The organism is Streptomyces sp. DSM 120436 (genome assembly GCF_055778765.1).
The window spans coordinates 565,046-583,993 of sequence record NZ_JBSKBS010000001.1 but is presented as its reverse complement, the minus strand read 5'-3'; the positions used below and the strand labels follow the sequence as shown (position 1 = coordinate 583,993).

Annotated in this window: 11 protein-coding genes; 1 reads left to right on the top strand and 10 read right to left on the bottom strand. The window is 75.8% G+C overall.

The window, feature by feature from the left end:
• Positions 1–36: 36 nt before the first annotated feature.
• Positions 37–531 (bottom strand): MarR family winged helix-turn-helix transcriptional regulator, encoded by a 495-nt coding sequence (locus tag ACWH4W_RS02625; RefSeq protein WP_473074234.1) that lies wholly within the window; start codon positions 529–531, stop codon positions 37–39.
• Between the two features lie 125 nt (positions 532–656).
• Here ACWH4W_RS02625 and ACWH4W_RS02620 point away from each other — a divergent pair, with 125 nt between their 5' ends.
• On the top strand, positions 657–1,070 hold the full coding sequence (locus ACWH4W_RS02620; protein ID WP_106413961.1) for an organic hydroperoxide resistance protein: 414 nt from the start codon (positions 657–659) through the stop codon (positions 1,068–1,070).
• Here the strand turns inward: ACWH4W_RS02620 and ACWH4W_RS02615 are convergent.
• The 9 genes from ACWH4W_RS02615 to ACWH4W_RS02575 all read right to left on the bottom strand — a co-directional run bounded on the left by ACWH4W_RS02615 (position 1,019) and on the right by ACWH4W_RS02575 (position 18,628).
• The gene (locus ACWH4W_RS02615) at positions 1,019–2,638 is read right to left on the bottom strand and encodes a hypothetical protein (protein ID WP_473074233.1); all 1,620 of its coding nucleotides are present in this window, start codon (positions 2,636–2,638) and stop codon (positions 1,019–1,021) included. The two genes, ACWH4W_RS02620 and ACWH4W_RS02615, sit on opposite strands and share 52 nt — an antisense overlap.
• 96 nt (positions 2,639–2,734) lie before the next feature.
• Complete coding sequence (locus ACWH4W_RS02610) at positions 2,735–4,000, bottom strand: hypothetical protein (RefSeq protein ID WP_473074232.1); 1,266 nt, start codon at positions 3,998–4,000, stop codon at positions 2,735–2,737.
• Positions 3,997–6,213: a bifunctional glycosyltransferase/CDP-glycerol:glycerophosphate glycerophosphotransferase gene (locus ACWH4W_RS02605; RefSeq protein WP_473074231.1), complete on the bottom strand. Its 2,217-nt coding sequence runs from the start codon at positions 6,211–6,213 to the stop codon at positions 3,997–3,999. The genes ACWH4W_RS02610 and ACWH4W_RS02605 overlap by 4 nt, the downstream gene beginning before the upstream one ends.
• A 1-nt stretch (position 6,214) precedes the next feature.
• A complete protein-coding gene (locus ACWH4W_RS02600; protein WP_473074230.1) occupies positions 6,215–8,428 on the bottom strand; it encodes a bifunctional glycosyltransferase/CDP-glycerol:glycerophosphate glycerophosphotransferase in 2,214 nt (737 codons plus the stop codon).
• Between the two features lie 171 nt (positions 8,429–8,599).
• Positions 8,600–10,840 (bottom strand): bifunctional glycosyltransferase/CDP-glycerol:glycerophosphate glycerophosphotransferase, encoded by a 2,241-nt coding sequence (locus tag ACWH4W_RS02595; RefSeq protein ID WP_473074229.1) that lies wholly within the window; start codon positions 10,838–10,840, stop codon positions 8,600–8,602.
• Between the two features lie 147 nt (positions 10,841–10,987).
• Entirely contained in the window at positions 10,988–11,902 is a 915-nt protein-coding gene (locus ACWH4W_RS02590) for a carbohydrate ABC transporter permease (protein ID WP_473074228.1), read from the bottom strand.
• Positions 11,899–13,248 carry a carbohydrate ABC transporter permease gene (locus ACWH4W_RS02585; protein ID WP_473074227.1) on the bottom strand — a complete coding sequence of 450 codons (1,350 nt, stop codon included), beginning with the start codon at positions 13,246–13,248 and terminating at the stop codon, positions 11,899–11,901. The genes ACWH4W_RS02590 and ACWH4W_RS02585 overlap by 4 nt, the downstream gene beginning before the upstream one ends.
• 7 nt (positions 13,249–13,255) lie before the next feature.
• Positions 13,256–14,674, bottom strand: a complete 1,419-nt coding sequence (locus tag ACWH4W_RS02580; RefSeq protein ID WP_473074226.1) for an ABC transporter substrate-binding protein — start codon at positions 14,672–14,674, stop codon at positions 13,256–13,258.
• 501 nt (positions 14,675–15,175) lie between these two features.
• Positions 15,176–18,628, bottom strand: a complete 3,453-nt coding sequence (locus tag ACWH4W_RS02575; protein ID WP_473074225.1) for an FHA domain-containing protein — start codon at positions 18,626–18,628, stop codon at positions 15,176–15,178.
• Between the last annotated feature and the right edge of the window lie 320 nt (positions 18,629–18,948).

Below are 18,948 nucleotides of genomic sequence, written 5' to 3'. Positions count from 1 at the left end.
GTGGGTTTCCGCATGCCGAGGGCGTCCCCGCGGGCGTCAGGCCCCTTCGGCGGCGGCCTGGTCCAGCGCGGCGGTGAGGCCGGCGAGGGTGGCGCCGAGGGCGCGCATCTCCTCGGCCCGCAGCCCGGTGGCGGCGGCGATCCGGCGCGGCACCCGCGCGGCCCGCTCGCGCAGCGCGGCGCCCTCCTCGGTGAGCCGCACCTCGACGGACCGCTCGTCGCGCGCGCTGCGCTCCCGGTGCACCAGACCGGCCGCCTCCAGCCGCTTGAGCAGCGGGGACAGGGTGCCGGAGTCCAGGCGCAGGCGCTCGCCGAGCCGCTTCACCGGCAGCGTGCCGTCCTCCCACAGCACCAGCATGACGAGGTACTGCGGGTAGGTGAGGCCGAGGTCCTTCAGCACCACCCGGTAGACGCCGTTGAAGGCGCGGACGGCCGAGTTGAGGCTGAAGCAGATCTGCTGGTCGAGCCGGAGCCAGTCGTCCGGGGCGGCCGGCGCGTCCGTCGCCGGGGCGGGGCTGGGTGTCGCTGTCATGCGTCCAGGGTAGCGCCGTGCGAGCCATTTGATTGTGCACAACTAAATTGTGTGCTCTACTTGAGTGCACGGAGGCCGGGTCCCCGTGGCCCGGCCGGCCACCCGCCGAAAGGAAAGGTGTCCCCATGGACGCGCTCTACACCGCAGTCGCCACCGCCACCCACGGTCGCGAGGGCCGCGCCGTCACCTCCGACGGCAAGCTGGACGTCGGCCTGAGCGCCCCCAAGGAACTGGGCGGCGACGGCAAGGGCACCAACCCGGAGCAGCTCTTCGCCGCCGGCTACGCGGCCTGCTTCGGCAGCGCCCTCGGCGCCGTCGGCCGCGCCGCGAAGGTGGACGTCAGCGAGGCCGCGGTGACCGCCGAGGTCGGCATCGGCAAGCAGGGCGAGGGCTTCGCGCTCACCGTGACGCTCCGCGTCGAGCTGCCCGACAGCCTCGACGAGGAGACCGGTCGCACGCTGGTCGAGCAGGCCCACCAGGTCTGCCCCTACTCCAACGCCACCCGCGGCAACATCCCGGTCGAGCTCGTCATCGAGTAGTCCCGCCGCCCGTCCCCGACCCGCGCCAGCACCTCGCCGGTGCGCCGGCTCCAGGCCACCACCACGGCCTCCTCGGGCACCCGCTGGTGCCGGGTGAGGAGCAGCCAGCGCACCCCGTAGCGGCGGACCACCGTGTCCCGCAGGGCGCGGGTCGAGGCGGGATCCAGGTACGCCCGCACATCGGCCAGCCGCCGCAGCCGCTCCCGTTCGTCCAGCGAGGCGTCCGGCCAGGCGGGGGCGGCCAGGTTCGGCCCGTACCCGGCGATCGCGTGGACGGCGTAGTAGCCGTCGGCGATCACCACCTCGCCCGGGGCGATGTGCCGCGCGGCCCAGTCGTACGCGGGCCAGTCCGGGGGCTGCCGGAAACCGACCGGGTCCGCCGCCGGCGGCACCACCGCCCCGGCGTGCACGGTCAGGAACCCGGCGCACGCCCCCGCCGCCGCGGCCCCGCCCAGCAGCCGCCGCCACACCGGCCACGGGCGGGGCGCCGCCAGCTCCACCGCCAGGGCGAACTGCAGCGGCACCAGCGTCAGCCCCAGGGCCCGCCCGTAGGTGTAGTGGCCGCTCACCCAGCCGTACGCCACGACCAGGCAGTCCAGGACGAACATCAGCACCAGCGGGTCGCGCCATGAGCGCCGCGCCCGCAGCCACAGGGCGGGCAGTCCGAGCAGCGCCAGTCCGAACTGGCCGGCCAGGTCCAGGTACAGCCGCCGGTGCATCGCGTCCACGCTGCCGTCCCCGGCCAGCGCGAACACGTCGAAGTACGGCCAGCAGGCCGCCGCCGTCAGCGCCACCGCGCCGGTCAGCGCCCAGCGCCCGGCCAGTGCCGCCGACCACCCCCGCTGCCACCCGGCGACCAGGGCCAGCGCCCCCAGCGCCGCCGCGACCGCGGTGATCGGGTGCACCAGCAGGATCAGCCCGTACAGCAGCCCGAGGCCCGCGTACCCGGACAGCGGGCGCAGGCCGCCCGGACCCAGGTACCGCACGGCCCGCGCGTCCCGGGCCCGCGCGCCGGTCAGCGCCCACGCCCAGAAGGCCAGCCCGATCGCGAACGCCGACGGGTACGGCAGGTTGCCCGTCAGCGACATCAGGTTCAGGTAGCCGCTCCACCAGGCGCGCTCCACCCCCCACAGCAGGGCCATCGCGGCCAGTGCCAGCACCGGCGCCCAGGGGCGCGGGGTCAGCACCCGCACGAAGCGGCCCAGGCCCGTGAGCAGCACCAGCAGGTTCAGCGGCCCGGTGAGCCGCAGCACCTCCCAGCCGCCCAGCCCGGTCAGCCGGGCGAACACGCCCTGCGCCACCGCGTACGGCGAGTAGTACGGACTGCCCGCGCCCGGCAGGTCCGCCATCGGGTGCCGGGGGCGCAGCAGGTCGTCCTCGAGGCGCTCCACGACCGCCGCGTGCTGGCCGGCGTCGCAGCACAGCGGCACCCGCCAGAACGCCAGGGACATCACCAGGAAGAACAGGAAACCGGCGCACTGGTACGGCGTCGGGCGCCAGGACCCGCCGCCGCGCAGCGCCGTGGCGCCGTCCACCGTGCGGCGCCGGACGAGGACGCCGGCGCTCACCGGACGCGAGGGGAAAGGGGCATTCGGGGCATTCGCCCAATGTTCCCGCCCGCCGCCCGGGATCGACCTGCCGTCACCGCTTCGAGTGACACCCGGTCAGCTCACCGGCTCCATGAGCGACCCCCGCGCGGGCACCGCCGCCCGCCGCGGCACCGGCTCCAGCAGCAGCGGCACCCCCAGCACCGGCAGCAGCCAGGCCAGCGTGATCAGCCGGTCGCCCCAGATGTTGATGTCCGGGTGCCCCGCCTGGTTGAGGAACCCCGTGCAGGCCGCCGCGGCCAGGAAGGCGCCGAACGCCGGCCGCCGCCGCGCCCCCAGCGCGCCCGCCGCCAGCGCCGCCGCGAACAGCGGCTCCCACAGCTGCCGCCGCGCCCACTCCATCCAGAAGTTGCCCTGGAGCTGCAAGAACTCCGCCCACGGCCGCTCCCGGTCGGGCCGGGCGAAGTGGCCGGTGAGCAGGTCCTGCACGCTGTCCGACGTCGACGGGTAGTCCAGCAGCCGGGCCAGCAGCACCGTGCCCACCGCCCCCGCGCACCCCACCACCGCGAGCGCCGCGGGCCCGCGCCCCGACGGCATCCCCCGCCGCCGCCGGCGTACGGCGACCGCGGCGCCCGCGCCCGCCAGGCACACCCCGAGGAACAGCGCCTGGGAGTGCTTCACCGTGAACAGCGCGAGCAGCGCCCCGCCCGCGAGCGCCGGCCCCGCCCGGGGCCGCGTCCCGCCCAGCACCAGGGCGCAGCCCCACAGCGCGGCCAGGGTGAGGGCCAGCATCAGCCCCTCCGTCATCGGGCGCATCGCCGTCGTCCCGCACGGCAGGACGAGGTACAGCGCCATCCCGGTGAGCGCGAGCGGCGCCGGGGCGGCCAGCGCGCGCAGCACCAGGTACGCGAGCACCCCGCCCGCGCAGGTGATCACCACGCCCGCCGCCCACACCCCCCAGGTCACCCCGAGCAGGGCGATGAAGGGAACCAGGACCACCGGGTAGCCGGGCCGCACCTCGAAGATCCGCATGAAGCGCTCCGGCATGAACGGCACGGTGTGCCCGCCGGTCTGCCCGGCCGCCAGCCGCGCCTCCACCTGCCGCCACTCCCGCTCCCGGCACTCCGCCCTGACCCGGGGCGCGGGATCCGGGGCGTGGAAGCGCACCACGTCCACGTTCTGCGCGCGGTGCGCCATCGCCGCCTTCCCCGCGCAGTAGTGGTCGATGGTGGCGGTCGCCGCCTCCCGCTTGTCCGCACCGCCCAGACTCAGCGCGTACGACACGTAGTTCTTGGAGTCGGGGGTGTCGCGGCCCTCCACGGTGGCGAGCTGCATCAGCGCGAACAGGGCGGCCAGCAGCAGCACCCAGGTGCGCGGCCTCACGACGGGGCCAGCAGGTCGCGGACGGCGGGCTGGGCGGGCAGCAGGCCGGGACCGGCGGCGGGCTCGGGCATCGGCTCGCCCAGCATCAGCGCGCGCACCACCCGCTCGGCGGCCCGCCCGTCGTCGTACGCGCAGAACCGCTCCCGGAACGCCGCCCGCAGCCGCGCCGACTCCTCGTCCGCCCAGGCCCCCGAGGCGAACAGCCACGCCAGCTCCCGGTAGGAGCGCGTCACATGGCCCGGCGCCCGGGCCGTGACGTCCAGGTACGCGCCCCGGCTCGCCCGGAAGGCGTCCCAGTCGTCGGCGTGCACCACGATCGGCCGGTCCAGCAGGGCGTAGTCGAACATCACGGACGAGTAGTCGGTGACCAGGACGTCGGCCGCGAGCAGCACGTCCTGCACCTCCGGCTCGTCGGTGGCGTCCACCAGCACGCCCCGCCGGTGCAGCTCCGACAGGCCGAGGCCCCGGACCGGGCCGTCGGCCAGCGTGGGGTGCAGCCGGACCACCAGGGTGCGGCCCTCGCCCAGGTCGGCGGCGAACCGGGCCAGGTCGATCCGCTCCACCAGCCCGTCCCTGCGGTAGTCCCGGCGGGTCGGCGCGTACAGCACCATCGTGTCGCCCTCCGGGATCCCGAGCCGCTCCCGCGTCGCGCGGGCGCGCTCCTCGTCCCCGCGCACCAGGACGTCGTTGCGCGGGGAGCCCGACCGCAGCACGGTGAAGTGACAGGGGAAGGCCCGCTCCCACACCAGCTCGGAGTGGCGGTTGGCGACCAGGACGTGGTCCCAGCGGTCGGCCCGGCGCAGCATCTGCGGCACGTCGAAGTGCAGCCGCGCGCCCGGCTTGCCCAGCAGATCGGCGCCCGCGTACTTCAGCGGGGTGCCGTGGTGGGTGTGGACGTGCACGCTGCCGGGCCGTTTGACCAGCGTGCCCGACCAGTTGACGTTGTTCACGAAGTACGTGGCCCGCTCGGTCACCCGGCGGTACTCCGGCGTGTCCGGCAGCACGTACGGGGTGCCCGGCGGCAGCGCCGCGGCCCGCTCCTCGTCGGCGACCACCCACACGCCCCTGATGTGCGGGGCGAGTTCACGGGCCGCGCGGTGGACGGCCGCCGGGTCGCCGAGCATCCCGCGGTGCGAGAACGCCGAGTACACCGCGAGGTCCGGGTCCAGCGGGCGGCGCAGCAGCGACCGGGCGCCCACCGCCCGCGCCGCCGTCGCCGCCCGGGCCCGCCCGGCCCGGCGCCGCAGCTCCCGCCCGGTCCGCCGGGCCCTCCGGCGCAGCACGTACCCGGCGTAACCGCCCTCCAGATCCCGCAGTTCGGCGGGGACGCGCACACCCGGCGGGCGGTGCGCGTGGAACATCTCCGCCGTGCGGCGGAAGAACTCGGCCCGGTCCGCCGGCGGCAGCCGGTCCGGCTTGGACAGGATGTCGAGACAGTGCTCGCCCATCTTGGCGTGCAGGAACGGCCGCCAGTGCGCCAGCGCCGGACGGGCGTCGACGAACCGGAACACCCGCGCGTACTGCTCGTGCACGTCGAAGTGCTTGCGGCTGGTGGTGGACAGGATGTTCCCCTGGCGGCGCTGCCGGTAGTACAGGCAGATCCGGTCCAGGGCGGCGATGCGCTCCGCGCTGAGCAGCACCGGGAAGGTCCAGGGCGTGTCCTCGTAGTAGCCGGGCGGGAAGGTGAAGCCCTCCCGCTCGACGAAGTCGCGGCGGTAGGCCTTGTTCCACACCACCATCAGCAGGTCGAGGATCTCCGGCCGTTCGGCGGCCGTGAAGGTGCTCCCGGCGGCCTCGGCCAGCACATGGGCGAGGACGTTGCGGCGGGTGCCGCCCCACCAGTACGTGCGGGCGTAGTCGAAGACCAGCACGTCCGGGTCGCCGGTCTCGTCGAGACGGTCCGCCAGCGCGCGCAGCGCGCCCGGGGTGAGGGTGTCGTCGCTGTCCAGGAAGAGCAGGTAGTCGCCGGTCGCGTGCGGCATCCCCGCGTTGCGGGCCCGGCCGAGGCCCACGTTCTCCTCCAGGTGCAGCACCCGGACCCGCTCGTCGCGGGCCGCGTACTCGTCGAGGATCCGCCCGCAGCCGTCGGGGGAGCGGTCGTCGACGGCGATCAGCTCGAGGTCGCGGCACGACTGCCCGAGCACCGAGTCGAGACAGGCGTGCAGATAGCCCTGCACGTGGTGGACGGGGACGATGACGCTGAAGCGGGGCACGTCAGCTCCTCACCGGGGGGACGGCCGCGGGAGCGGGGACGCGCTCCGCGAGCGGGATCACGGGCGGCAGGGCCTCGGGCGGCTCGCCGAGCAGCACCCGGCGCACCACCCGCTCGGCGGCCCGCCCGTCGTCGAACGGGCAGAACCGCTCCCGGAACGCCGCCCGCAGCGCCGCCGACTCCTCGTCCGCGTACGAGCCGTCGCGGAACACCCGGGCCAGCTCCTGAGGCGTCCGGGTGACCCGGCCCGGCGGGGCGGCCATCAGGTCGAAGCAGACGCCCCGCGTCTCCCGGTACACCTCCCAGTCGTCGGCGTGGACCACGATCGGGCGGTCCAGGTTGGCGTAGTCGAACATGATCGACGAGTAGTCCGTGACCAGGGCGTCCGCGGCCAGACACACGTCCTCCGAGGAGCGGTGCGCGGACACGTCGATGACCCGGCTGCCCCGGCCGGCCCGTCCCCCGCGCCCGCCCCGGTCGTAGAAGTAGTGCGCGCGCAGCAGCACCACCACGTCCTCGCCGGCCGCCTCGCAGAACGCCTCCAGGTCGAGCCCCGGCTCGAAGCCGGTGCGGTGGTCGCGGTGGGTCGGCGCGTACAGCACGGCCCGCGCGCCCTCGGGGACGCCCAGCTCGGCACGGACCCGGGCCACGTCGTCGGCGCCGGCCGTCACGTACACGTCGTTGCGCGGATAGCCGTACTCCAGGTGCTCGTAGGAGCCGGGGAAGGCGCGCTCCCAGACGCGGGTGGAGTGCGGGTTGGAGGAGAGGTTGTAGTCCCAGCGGTCCACCCGCCCGAGCAGCTTGGTGAAGCTGCCGGTGGCGGCGGCGACCACCGGGTACGTCGACTGGTCCACGCCCATCGTCTTCAGCGGGGTGCCGTGCTGGGTCTGCAGGTGCACGCTGCCGGGGCGTTTGACCACGCCCTCCGCGAAGTTGGCGTTGTTGACCAGGTACGTGGCACGGGCGAGCAGCTCCCAGGCGCGCCGGCTGCCGAGGACCGCGTGCTCCACGTCGTCGGGCACGGTGTGCGCCTGGTCGGCCTCCACCAGGAACACGCCCCGCAGGCGCGGGGCGAGTTCGCGGGCCCTGGCGTGGATCGCGGCCGGGTTGCAGGCGTAGCCCCGGCCCCAGTACGCGCAGTACACGACGAGGTCCGGGTCGAGCGGGCGGCGCAGTTGGAGGCCGTAGTGCAGCCGGGTGCGCAGACCGCGGGGCCGGGGCAGCGCGGCCGCCGCCCGGCCGGCCGCGCGCCGGGTGTCGCGCAGGGCGGCGAACGCCTCGTACGACCCGGCCGCCAGCAGCCGGTGCTGCACGCCGAGGCTGCCGCCCGGCGGCCGGTACCCGGCGGGGCGGTGACGGCGGTACAGGGCGCTCGCCCGGCGGAAGAACTCCCGGCGTCCGGACGGCAGCCGCCGGGGGTGCGCGGCGGTCTTCAGCACGGCCGCGAAGAGCTGCTCGAACAGCGGCCCCGACCGCCCGGGCGGCAGGCCCAGCGCGGCGGCCTCCCGAAGCACCCGCTCCGCCTGGTCCAGCAGGTCCGCGTGGTGCGGCCCGGGCAGCCGCAGCCGGTCGCCCTGGCGGCGCGCCCGGTGCCGCACCAGCACCCGGCGGGACACCGCCACCCGCTCCGCGCGCAGCAGCGCCCGCCCGCACCAGCCGACGTCGGTGAAGTACCCGGGCGGGAAGTCCAGTCCGTGCTCGGTGACGAAGGCGCGGCGCCAGGCGGCGCTCCACGCGGGCAGCCGCACCCCGGTGAGGTGCGGGGCGCGGGCGGGGGCGAAGGCGCCGGACGGGGCGCTCTCCAGCAGCGTCGCCACCGGGCGGGTGGCCTCGCCCTCCCACCAGGGGACCCGCTCGTGCTCACAGGGCAGCACGTCGACCGGGCCGGTCTGCGCCAGCCGCGCGTCCAGGGCCGCCAGCGCGCCCGGCGCCAGCACGTCGTCCCCGTCGAGGAAGAGCAGATACGTCCCGGTCGCCGCCCGCACGCCCGCGTTGCGCGCGCCCGCCAGCCCCTGTGACGGCGGCGCGTGCACGGGCGCCACCCGCGAGTCCCGCTCGGCGTGCCCGTCGGCCACCCCGGCCGCCGGGGACCCGGCCGCGTCGCAGACCGGGATGAGCTCGAAGTCTCCGAAGGACTGGGCGAGGACCGAGTCCAGCGCCTGGCCCAGCCGGCCTGCGACCCCATGGGACGGGACGATGATGCTGAAACGGGGCATTCTGCTCTTTCCGTTGACGAGGGCGTGACGACGGCCGCTCAGCGGGCGGGCCGCCGCCCGGGCCGCCCCGTCGGCCGCCGCGCGGGCGGCCGGGCCGGGGCGGGCCGTGACGAGCCGGGGGACACGCGTACTCCCAGTGGGGCAACGACGGGCGGACGGGGTCGGTGACGGTCAGAAGACCGCCGGCTGCGGCGGCAGCGACACCACGGGGGTCCGCGGCGCGACGGCGGCCGCCGGCACCGGGCGCCGCCGCTCCGGCGGGACGGACAGCGGCTCCGCGAACTCCCCGAGCAGCACCGTGCGCACCACCCGCTCGGCGGCGCGGCCGTCGTCGTGCGGACAGAAGCGGTCCCGGAACGCCGCCCGCAGCCGCGTCGCGCGGGGCCCGCACCAGCGGCCCCCGGCGAAGATCTCGATCAGCTCGTCCTCGCTGTCCGCGACCGCGCCCGGCGGGAAGGTCCACGGGTCGACGTACAGGCCGCGGGCCGCCGCGTACGCCTCCCGGTCCTCGGCGTGCAGCACGATCGGCCGGTCCAGGCCCGCGTAGTCGCACATCAGCGGGGAGAAGTCGGTGACCAGGGCGTCCGAGGCCAGGCACAGCGTCATCAGGTCGGGGTGGGCGCTCACGTCCACGACCCGGTCGGAGGCGGCCTCCAGCGGCTCGTCGTACGGCCGCCCGGCGCGGGACAGGATCACGAAGCGGGGGCCGAGCCGGCGCACCACGCGCTCCAGGTCGAGCAGGCGCACCGGGGTGCGGCGGTAGTCGCGGGGCGCGGGCGCGTACAGGATCGCCACCGCGCCCGCGGGGACGCCCAGGGAGTCCCGCAGCACGGCCACGTCGGCCGCGGTCGCCGTGTGGAACCGGTCGGTGCGCGGTCTGCCGTACTCCAGGGTCGTGTAGCGGCCGGGCAGCACCCGCTCGTAGGTGAGCGTGGAATGGCGGTCGCCGGTGACGACGTGGTCCCACCGGCCGACGCCCTCCAGCAGCCGGGCGAAGTCGGTGGAGCGGGCCGCCGCCGGCCGGTCCTGGAGGTCGAGCCCCGCGTACGCCAGCGGGGTGCCGGGCGGGGTGTGCACCAGGATCTGCCCCGGGCGCTTGACCAGTCCGGGCACGAGCGCGCGGTCGGTCACCAGGTACGCGCTGCGGGCGAGCGCGGTGAGATGGGCGGCGGTGCCGGGCACCAGCCGGCGGGTGGCGGTGGGCAGGGTGTGGTGCAGCTCGGGGCGGGTCGCCCAGGCGGTGCGGACGTGCGGCGCGTGGTCGCGCACCGCGGACTCCAGGGCGGCCGGGTCGCCGCCGTAGCCGCCGTCGTCCTCGACGGTGAACAGGGCGCGGCCGGTGTCCAGCGGGCGCAGCCGCTGCACGCGGTAGTGGGTGCGCAGCAGGACGCGGCGCAGTCCGCGCAGCGACCGGCGGCGGAGCCGGCCCGCGCGGCGGCCCAGGGCCGCGGCCAGCCGCAGGGCGCGGTAGGTGCGGTGCAGTCCGAACCGGACCAGCGCGTGCCGCACCCGGGCGCGGGCGGGGACGGGCGCGCCGGGCGTGCGGTGGCGGCGGTACTGGTCGCGGGCCCGGCGCAGGAAGGCGGCGCGGGAGCCGCGCGGCAGCCGGTCCGGGCGGGTGTACACGGTCAGCAGGTGGTCGACCATGCGGCGGAACAGCACCGGCCGCCAGCGCTCCAGCGCGGGGTGCTCGTCGAGGTGGGCGAAGACCCGGTCGTACTGGCCGAAGACCTCGAAGTGACGCTCGCTGGTGGTGTGCAGGATGCCGCCGGCGCGCCGCTGCCGGTAGTGCACGCACACCCGGTCGAGGGTGGCGATCGTCCCCGCCGTCATCAGCACCGGGTACGTCCACGGGGTGTCCTCGTAGTAGCCGGGCGGGAAGGCGAACCCGGAGCGCTCGACGAAGTCCCGCCGGTACGCCTTGTTCCAGGCGACCGCGAGCAGGGTGAGCAGCCCCGGCCGGTCGGCGAGGGTGAACGGCGCCGGGCCGTGCTCGGTGAGCTGGGCGGCGACCTGGTTGCGCACGGTCTCGCCGGTCCAGTAGGCGCGGGCGTAGTCGTAGACCAGGACGTCCGGGTCGCCGGTCTCCTTCAGCCGGTCGGCGACGGCGAGCAGCGCGTCCGGGGTGAGGGTGTCGTCGCCGTCCAGGAACACCAGGTAGTCGCCGGTCGCGCGGGCCATGCCCGCGTTGCGGGCGGGCCCCAGGCCGGCGTTGGCCGGCAGGTGCACCGGCCGCACCCGCGGGTCGCGGGCCGCGAACTCGTCGATCACCGCTCCGCAGGCGTCCGGCGAGCAGTCGTCCACGGCGATCAGTTCGAGGTCCGGGTACGACTGGGTCAGCACCGACTCCAGGCACTCGCGCAGATACGCCTGGACCTGGTACGCGGGGACAATGACACTGAACCTGGGCAAGGGGCATCCAACGGTCGGTGCGGGCGTTCTGCCCGGCAACGCCCGTTGGCCCGGCTTGGTTACGCCCCCTGCGGCATCCGGGGGAATCACGTCGCACGAAAGGGCGGACCCCGGCCGGTCCGCCCTTCAACTGTGCGTGCCGTGTGCCTACTTGACGGCGCCCGCCATCACGCCGGAGACGAACTGCCGCTGGAACGCGAAGAAGACCACCAGCGGCACCACCATCGAGATGAACGCGCCCGGCGCCAGCACGTCGATGTTGTTGCCGAACTGCCGTACCTGCGTCTGCAGCGCGACCGTGATCGGCTGGCTGCCCGAGTCGGTGAAGATCAGCGCGACCAGCATGTCGTTCCACACCCACAGGAACTGGAAGATGCCGAGCGCCGCGATCGCCGGACCGGCCAGCGGCATCACGACCCGGACGAACAGCCGCAGTTCACCCGCGCCGTCCAGCCGGGCCGCCTCCAGCAGCTCCTTGGGGATCTCCGCGAAGAAGTTCCGCAGCAGGAACACCGCGAACGGCAGACCGAAGCCGACGTGGAACAGCACCACACCGGTCAGGGAGCCGAAGATGCCCAGCTCGCCGAAGAGCTCGGCGATCGGGATCAGCGCCACCTGCACCGGCACCACCAGCAGCCCCACCACGGCGAGGAACCACCAGTCGCGGCCCGGGAAGTCCATCCACGCGAAGGCGTACCCGGCGAGCGCGCCGATCACCACCACCAGCACGGTCGCCGGCACGGTGATGTACACCGTGTTCAGCAGCGAGCCGGTGATGTCCTCGTTCTCCAGCAGGGTCCGGTAGGCGTCGAAGGTGAGCTGGGACGGCTCGGTGAACACCGTCCACCAGCCGTCCGCCGCCATGTCCTGAGGCGTGCGCAGGCTGGCCAGCAGCAGCCCGATCGTCGGCACCAGCCAGAACAGGCCGACGACGATCAGGAAGACGCGGACCGCCCCGCCGCTCACCCACTGGGCGAGCCGGGACCCCAGCGACCGTTCCGCCCGGACGGGCCCGGCGGGCCGCACGCCCGTCTTCGTGACGCTTCCGGCGTCCGCGCTCATCGCCGCACCTCCCGCCTCAGCCGCCGTACGTTGAACCACATCACCGGGATCACCAGCAGCAGCAGGAGCACCGCGATGGCGCTCGCGACGCCCGGCTGGTCCTCGGAGAAGCCCTTGCGGTACAGCTCCAGCGCGAGGACGTTGGCGTCGTCCTGGGACGAGCCCGGCGCGATGATGAACACCAGGTCGAACACCTTCAGCACGTTGATCATCAGAGTGACGGTGACCACCGCGAGGACCGGCGCCAGCAGCGGCACCGTGATCCGCCGGAACACCTGCCACTCGTTGGCGCCGTCCACCCGGGCGGCCTCCAGCAGCTCACGGGGCATGCCCGCCAGCCCGGCCGCGATCAGCACCATCGCGAACCCCGCCCACATCCAGATGTACGAGCCGATCACGGCCGGGGTGACCAGTGACGGGCCGAGCCAGTCCAGCCCGTTGTACGGCTCCTCGAAGTTGCTCGCCGGAAGCCGCAGGTGCGCCCCGTCGGCCTTCGACGAGAAGGAGAACGTGCCGTCGGCGGCGGCCGTGGCCGTCTCCACCACCGTGCCGTCCTTCACCGCCTCGATCCGCATCCCGGCGTAGCCCAGCTCGGAGGAGTCGGCCCGGTTGAGCGTGCCGACGCCCTTGCCGCGGGTGAAGTCCTGCCAGGTGCTGCCGGTGATCCGGTCGTCCTCCGGCTTCGGCGCCGCGGCCGGCTTCGCGTCGTCCGGCATCAGGTCCGGGGCGACGCCCACCAGCGGCAGCGTCACCGTGTCGCCGGCGCGGACGGTCTCCTTGGTGACGAACGCGCCCCCGCCGGCCGGCTCCAGCGGCGACTCGCGGCCCGGGTGCGCCTTCGGGAACGCCGAGGACTGGGCGAAGGTGTCGTGCACCCCCACCCACACCGCGTTCGCCACGCCCTTCTCCGGGGCCTGGTCGTAGACGAGGCGGAAGATGATGCCCGCCGCGAGCATGGAGATGGCCATCGGCATGAAGACGACCAGCTTGAACGCCGTGCCCCAGCGCACCCGTTCGGTGAGCACCGCGAAGATCAGACCGAGCGCGGTCGCGACCGTCGGCGCGAACACCACCCAGATGACGTTGTTCTTCAGCGCGGTGCGGATGCCGTCGTCGGTGAACAGCGCACGGTAGTTGTCGAACCCGGCGAAGGAGCCGCCGGACTGGTCGTAGAAGCTGCGGATGACCGAGTACCCGATCGGGTAGACCACGAGCGCCCCGAGCAGCACCAGGGCGGGCAGCAGGAACAGCGCCGCCACGGTTCTCCGGGTGCCGGTGACGCTCTTGCGCGACCTGGGAGCGGCGGGGGCCGTCTTCGGGGCCCCCGCCGCCGTCTGCGACGTCATCGCCGGATCAGTTCCCGTACGCCGCGGCCGCGTCGGCCTCCAGCCTCGCCTGGGCGCCGGCGACGTCCTTCGGGTTCTTCAGGAAGTCCTGCAGCGCCTTCCACTCGCCCTTGCCGGGCGTGCCGCCGAAGGCCTGCGGGGCCTGGTCGGACATGTCGAAGCGGAAGTCGTCGCCGGCGTCGACCAGCGCCTCGGCGATCTTCCGCTGGACCTCGTTCGGGTACACCGAGGCGGGCACGTTCTTGTTCGGCGAGAGGTAGCCGCCGAGCTTCGCCTGGATGCTCGCCGCGTCCGGGGAGGCGAGGAACGTCACCAGGGCCTGGGCCGCCTCGGAGTCCTCCAGGATCACCGCGGCGTCGCCGCCGGACACCACGGGCGGGGTGTCACCGACCGCGGGGAACGGGAACACCTTCGCGTCGGTGCCCACCTCCGCCTCGGTCTCGCCGATGTTGACCTGAACGAAGTCGCCCTCGTAGACCATGCCGGCCTTGGGCTGGTCGCCGCCGGTGAAGGTCTGCGTCACGGACGCCGGGAACTCCGTCTGCAGCGCGCCGTCCGGGCCGCCCGCGACGTAGTCCTTCTTGCCCCACACCTCGGCGAGGGTGGTCAGCGCCTCCTTGACGGAGGGGTCGGTCCACTTGATCTCGTGCTTCGCGAGCTGGTCGTACTTCTCGGGGCCCGCCTGCGAGAGGTAGATGTTCTCGAACCAGTCGGTGAGGGTCCAGCCGTCGGCCCCGCCGACGGAGAACGGGGTGACGCCGGAGTCGTAGACCATCTGCGCGGTGTCCAGCAGCTCGTCCCACGTCTTCGGCTCGGACGCGCCGGCGTTCTCGAAGACCTGGGCGTTGTACCAGATCAGCGACTTGTTGGCGGCCTTGTAGTAGACGCCGTACTGCTTGCCGTCGACCTTGCCGATGTCCTGCCAGCCCTGCGAGTAGTTCTCGGCCAGCTCCTTGGTGGCCTCCGGGCCGAGGGGCTTGGCCCAGTCCTTCTCCACGGCCTGCTTGATGGCGCCGGGCTGCGGCAGCATCGCCACGTCCGGCGGGGCGCCGCCCGCGATCTTCGAGCCGAGGAAGTTGATGATCGGGTCCTGGGCGGGGACGAAGGTCACCTTGGCGCCGGTGCGCTTTTCGAACTCCGCGAGGACCTTCTTGAAGTTCTCCTGCTCCGTGCCGGTCCACACGGCCGCGACCTCCAGGGTCTGGCCGTCCAGCTTGGGCAGGGTGACGGTGGTTCCGGTGTCGCCGGACCCCTTGCCCTTGTCGCCACCGCCACCGTCGTCGTCGCCTCCGCAGGCGGTGAGGGAGACCGCCAGCACACCGGCGGCCAGGGCCGCGGCGGCCCTGACGGCCCGTCGGGTGGCGGGAGGCGGCCCGTGGTGCTCGGGCGACCTGCGTATCCGGATGATCCTGTTCGTGCTGTGCATCCCTGCCCCGTTCTCGTACTCCGTCGTACTTGGCCGAACGTTCGAGCGCTGTCCCGTGCGGTCTGGTCTACGCCCGGCACGTGGGGGTGGCAAGAGCGCCTCTCGTGTCAACTCCGCGATCGTGATCACCTCGTGATCGGGCGTCACGCCGGACGCGCCCGGCGGCGGGCCGGCCCGCGACACGGCCCGGTTCGTCGTCAGGGGCGGGGCGGGGGGTTCGGGGGCCGGTGGCGGCCCCGGGCCGAGGCGTGCGGGAGGCTGGGGCGTGGGGCGTGGGGCGTGCGGCGTGGGACCTGGGCGGGGCGTCGGTGCGGTGCTTCGAGGGGCGGCGACGGCGCGGGCGCGGCTCCGGGACGATGTGCCGACCGGGCCGGGGCGTGCGGAAGCGTCCGGGCCGTGTGCGGTGTGCGGCGCTCGCCGCGGGAGCGCCGGGGGAGCGCCGGGGGAGCGCCGGGGGAGCGCGGCACCGTGGCCGTGCTCCCCGGAGCGTGGGCGGGCGCCCTACAGGAGGGACGGCACCCGCGCCGCCGCGACCTGGCGGGCGGCCCGGTCGAGGGCGCTGGCGAGGAGGGCCAGGTCGGTGGGGCCGTTGCCGAGTTCGCGGACCTGGCGGCGGGCCGGCGGGTCGCCCATGCGGTGCCACTCCAGCGGGACCACCGTCGGCCGCAGCGTCGCCGTGCGCGGGATGCGGCCCGTCACCCGGCCGCCCTGGAACGGCGTCTCCCGCCCGTCCCGGCAGGCCAGCCGGCCGCGCCCCGGCGCCGGGTCGTCCGGGCCGCGGCCCGCGACCGGCGCGTCCAGCGTGACCAGCAGCGACGCCTGCTTCACCGGCTCGGTCTGCGCCGTCCGAGGGCAGGGCGCGGTGGCCGTCACCAGATGCACCCCGAGCCGCTCGCCGTCCCGCGCCACCGCCTCCAGCGCCCGCAGCACCGACCCGGCGGCCGGGCGCCCCGGGGAGCCGAGCGCGGGGGAGACCAGCGCGTCGAGGTCGTCCACGACCACCACCAGCCGGGGCAGCGGCGGCGCGGCCTGCGTCTTGCGGCGGTCCGCGCCCGGCCGCAGCCGCACGGTCGTGCTGGGCGGCGTGTCCAGGTCGCCGTTCGACGCCGTGCGCTGGGCGACCATCCGGCCCGCCAGTTCCCGCCCGGTGTGCCACTCGGCGAAGTCCGAGCGGCCCAGCAGTTCCGCGCGCCGCTTCAGCTCGGCGCTCAGCGACTGGGCGAACTCCCGCATCCGCACCGGGTCGTCGGCGCCCAGGTGGGTGGAGACGTGCGGCACGTCCGTGCACACCCGCAGGCCCTCGCCGTGCCCGGAGCCGGTCACCGGGCCGCCCTGCCCGTCGACCAGGACGATGCCCAGCCGGTCGGGGCGCTCGGCCGCGGCCAGCGAGGCGACGACCGCGCGCAGCAGCTCCGTGCGGCCGCTGCCGGCGGGGCCCTCGACCAGCAGGTGGGGTCCGTCGGCGGCGAGGTCGGCGGTGACCGGGCCGCGCGGTCCGGCGCCGAGGACGGCGGTGGCGCGTCCGCCGAGCGCCCGGGTGTCGTCGGCCGCGTCGGCCCAGCGGGCCATCAGCGACGCGGGCGTGGCCCGGGCCAGGCCCAGCTCGTCGAGCAGCCGCGCCGACGGGGGCAGCGGCGCCGACACGCGCGGGTGCGGTCCGGCCGCGGGACCGTCGGGGCGCAGCGGCGCGAGCGCCCGCGCGAACCGCTCGGCCCAGGCCGTGGAGACCGCGTCGACGGTGGCGAGGGTGCCGTGCCCGACGGGCCCCGGCGGGGAGCCGTCGCCGGCCTCGGCCACCCGCAGCAGCCGGAGCGCGGTCGCCACGTCCCCGCTGAGCAGGGCGACCGCCCCGCACCGGCGGAACGCGGGCGCCGCCGCGCAGGCCGCCTCGTAGGTCTCCGTCACCGGGGACGCGGGGGAGGCGGCGGGCGTCTCGGCGAGGCACAGCAGATGGACACCGGCGCGCGGCCCCTCCACGGCGAGCCGTGCCACGGCCTCCCGGACGCCGGCGTCGCCGGGGTCGCCGTCCACCACGACCACGGTGTACGGGCCGGCGTCCGCCGGGGCGCCCGCGTGGTCGTGGTCGGCGAGGCGGCGCAGCAGTTCGCCGACGCGGGCCGCGGCCTGCTCCCGGTCGTGGGCGAGGAGCAGCCGGCAGTCCTGTCCGTGCCCCGGCCGCAGATGCGGCAGCCAGCCCAGCCAGGACCACTCGGCGGTGCGCTCCGCCGCCGGCCGGGAGGGGTCCGCGGCGATCAGGACGATCTCCAGCGTGTCGGGGGAGTGCAGCGCGGCGAGCTGGGCGAGCACCGCGCGGGCCAGCCCGGAGAGCCGCTCGCGCGGTCCGGCCAGCCCCAGCGCGCCGACCTCGCGCAGCCCCACGGTCACCGGGACGACGGGCAGCAGCCCGGAGCCGTCCGGCGCGGGCCGGTCCCCGGTGCCGAGCCGCACCGCCAGCGCCTCGGGGTGGTCCGGCCCGCGCTCCCACAGCCGGGGGCCGGGACCCAGGGCGGTCAGCAGCAGGGTGGCCGGGTCCGGCCAGGTCTCGGGCCGCGCGGGGGCGGCGGGAGCCGGGGCGTGCGCCGGCCGCCCGGCCGGGTCGTCGCAGGGGACCGCGTCCGCGTCCCGCTCCTGCCGCCCGCCGGCGAGCCGCCGCGCCCAGGCGCCGATCCCGCCCCGCTTGCGCGCCCGCGGCGGCTCGGGAACGTCGGTGCCCCGTACGGGGGTGCCCTTGCGGGTGCCGTCGGAGACGCCGGCGGTGGCGTCGCCGTACCGCCCGTCGCGGGCGTCGCCCGTGGTCCGGCCGGTGGGTCCGGCGGGCGCGGGTCCGGGGTGGGCGGTGGGCGCCTCGTCCCGCGCCTGGCCGTGCACGGGCTCGGCGTACAGGCCGGGCGCCTGCCCCCGTCCGGCGCGCGTCCCGGCCGAGGGGGCGGGCCGCGACACCCGCCGCCCCCGGGGCGCCCGGGGCACGTCCCCGTGGGCCGTGATCCGTACGGTGCGCCGGCCGGGGGCCTCGCCGTCGCGCCGCTGCTCGGCCTCCGGGGGGCCGCTCTGCTCCGGCACGTGCGGGAGGGGATCCGGCACGGCGCGGGCGTCGGCGGCGCCGGCGCGGGCGGGCGTGGCGGGGGTGCGGGCGTCGGCGGCGTCGGGGCGGGCGGGCGTGGCCCAGTCCGCGGAGCCGTAGGCGTGGTGGGTCCGGGCGCGCGGCCCCTCCGGAGTGCCCCGGAGATCCTCCGGGCCCGGTGTCCCCGGGGCGTCGCGCCCGCTCACCGGGTCCGCCGCACGCGGCCCCGGCACCCGTACGTGCCCCTCCCCGTCCGGGGTCGTGGCCGTCCGGGCGGACGGACCCTCCGCCGGGGTCAGCCGCAGGGCCGACTCGCCGATGCGCAGCAGCGCGCCCGGGGTGAGCCGCACCGGGCGGGAGCCCACGGGGCGGCCGTCCAGCGTGGTGCCGTTGGTGGAGCCGAGGTCGGCGACCGAGACGCGGCCGTCCGCGCCGACCGTCACCGCGCAGTGCAGCCGGGAGACGTCCGGGTCGTCGAGCGGCACGTCGGCGTCGGCGGAGCGGCCTATGCGGATCTCCCCGCCGTGCAGCAGGTGCACCCCGCCCGCGTCGGGCCCGGCGACCACGTGCAGCCGGGCCGGGGTCGTGTCCAGCTCGGGGTGCGGCTCGGGCTCGCCCGGGGCGCCCACCGCCAGCACCGCGCCGTCGATCAGCGGAGGCTCGCCCAGTGTGCAGCGCTGGGCGTCCAGGCGCTGGTCACCGGCGTACAGCGCGGGCGCGCCCGACGAGCCGGCGGAGCCGTCGCCGCCGGAGACCGCCGAGGCCAGCGCGGAGGCGACCGCGGCGAGGGCCGTGCCCGCGGGCGCCGTGACCAGCACGTCGCAGCTCACGGCCCGCTCCCGGACGGGGGAGGAGGGGCCCAGCGGGTCTACGACGGTCAGCCGGATCTGCATCGCCGTCAGCGGTCCCTTCTGCGCGGGCGCCCGCGACACGGGGGACGAAGCCGCCCCGCGGTCCCCCACCGCGGACTTCCCCCACCGCCACACGCGCACGTACGGCCAGTACTGCCCGCATCCTCGCACCTGTCACCGACAGCGCGCCCGCCTCCGGGCATCGAATGATCTTGATTGGTCGGCTCTGCCCGTAAAAATGCCTGACCAATGACGCACGGATGATCGTTCCGGGCCGACTTGAGATCGGTCACGTCCGGGCCGCGGCAACCAACGGACAGAGTCGGGCGTCTTTCCCGCAGACTCCGCGCACACGCGGAATC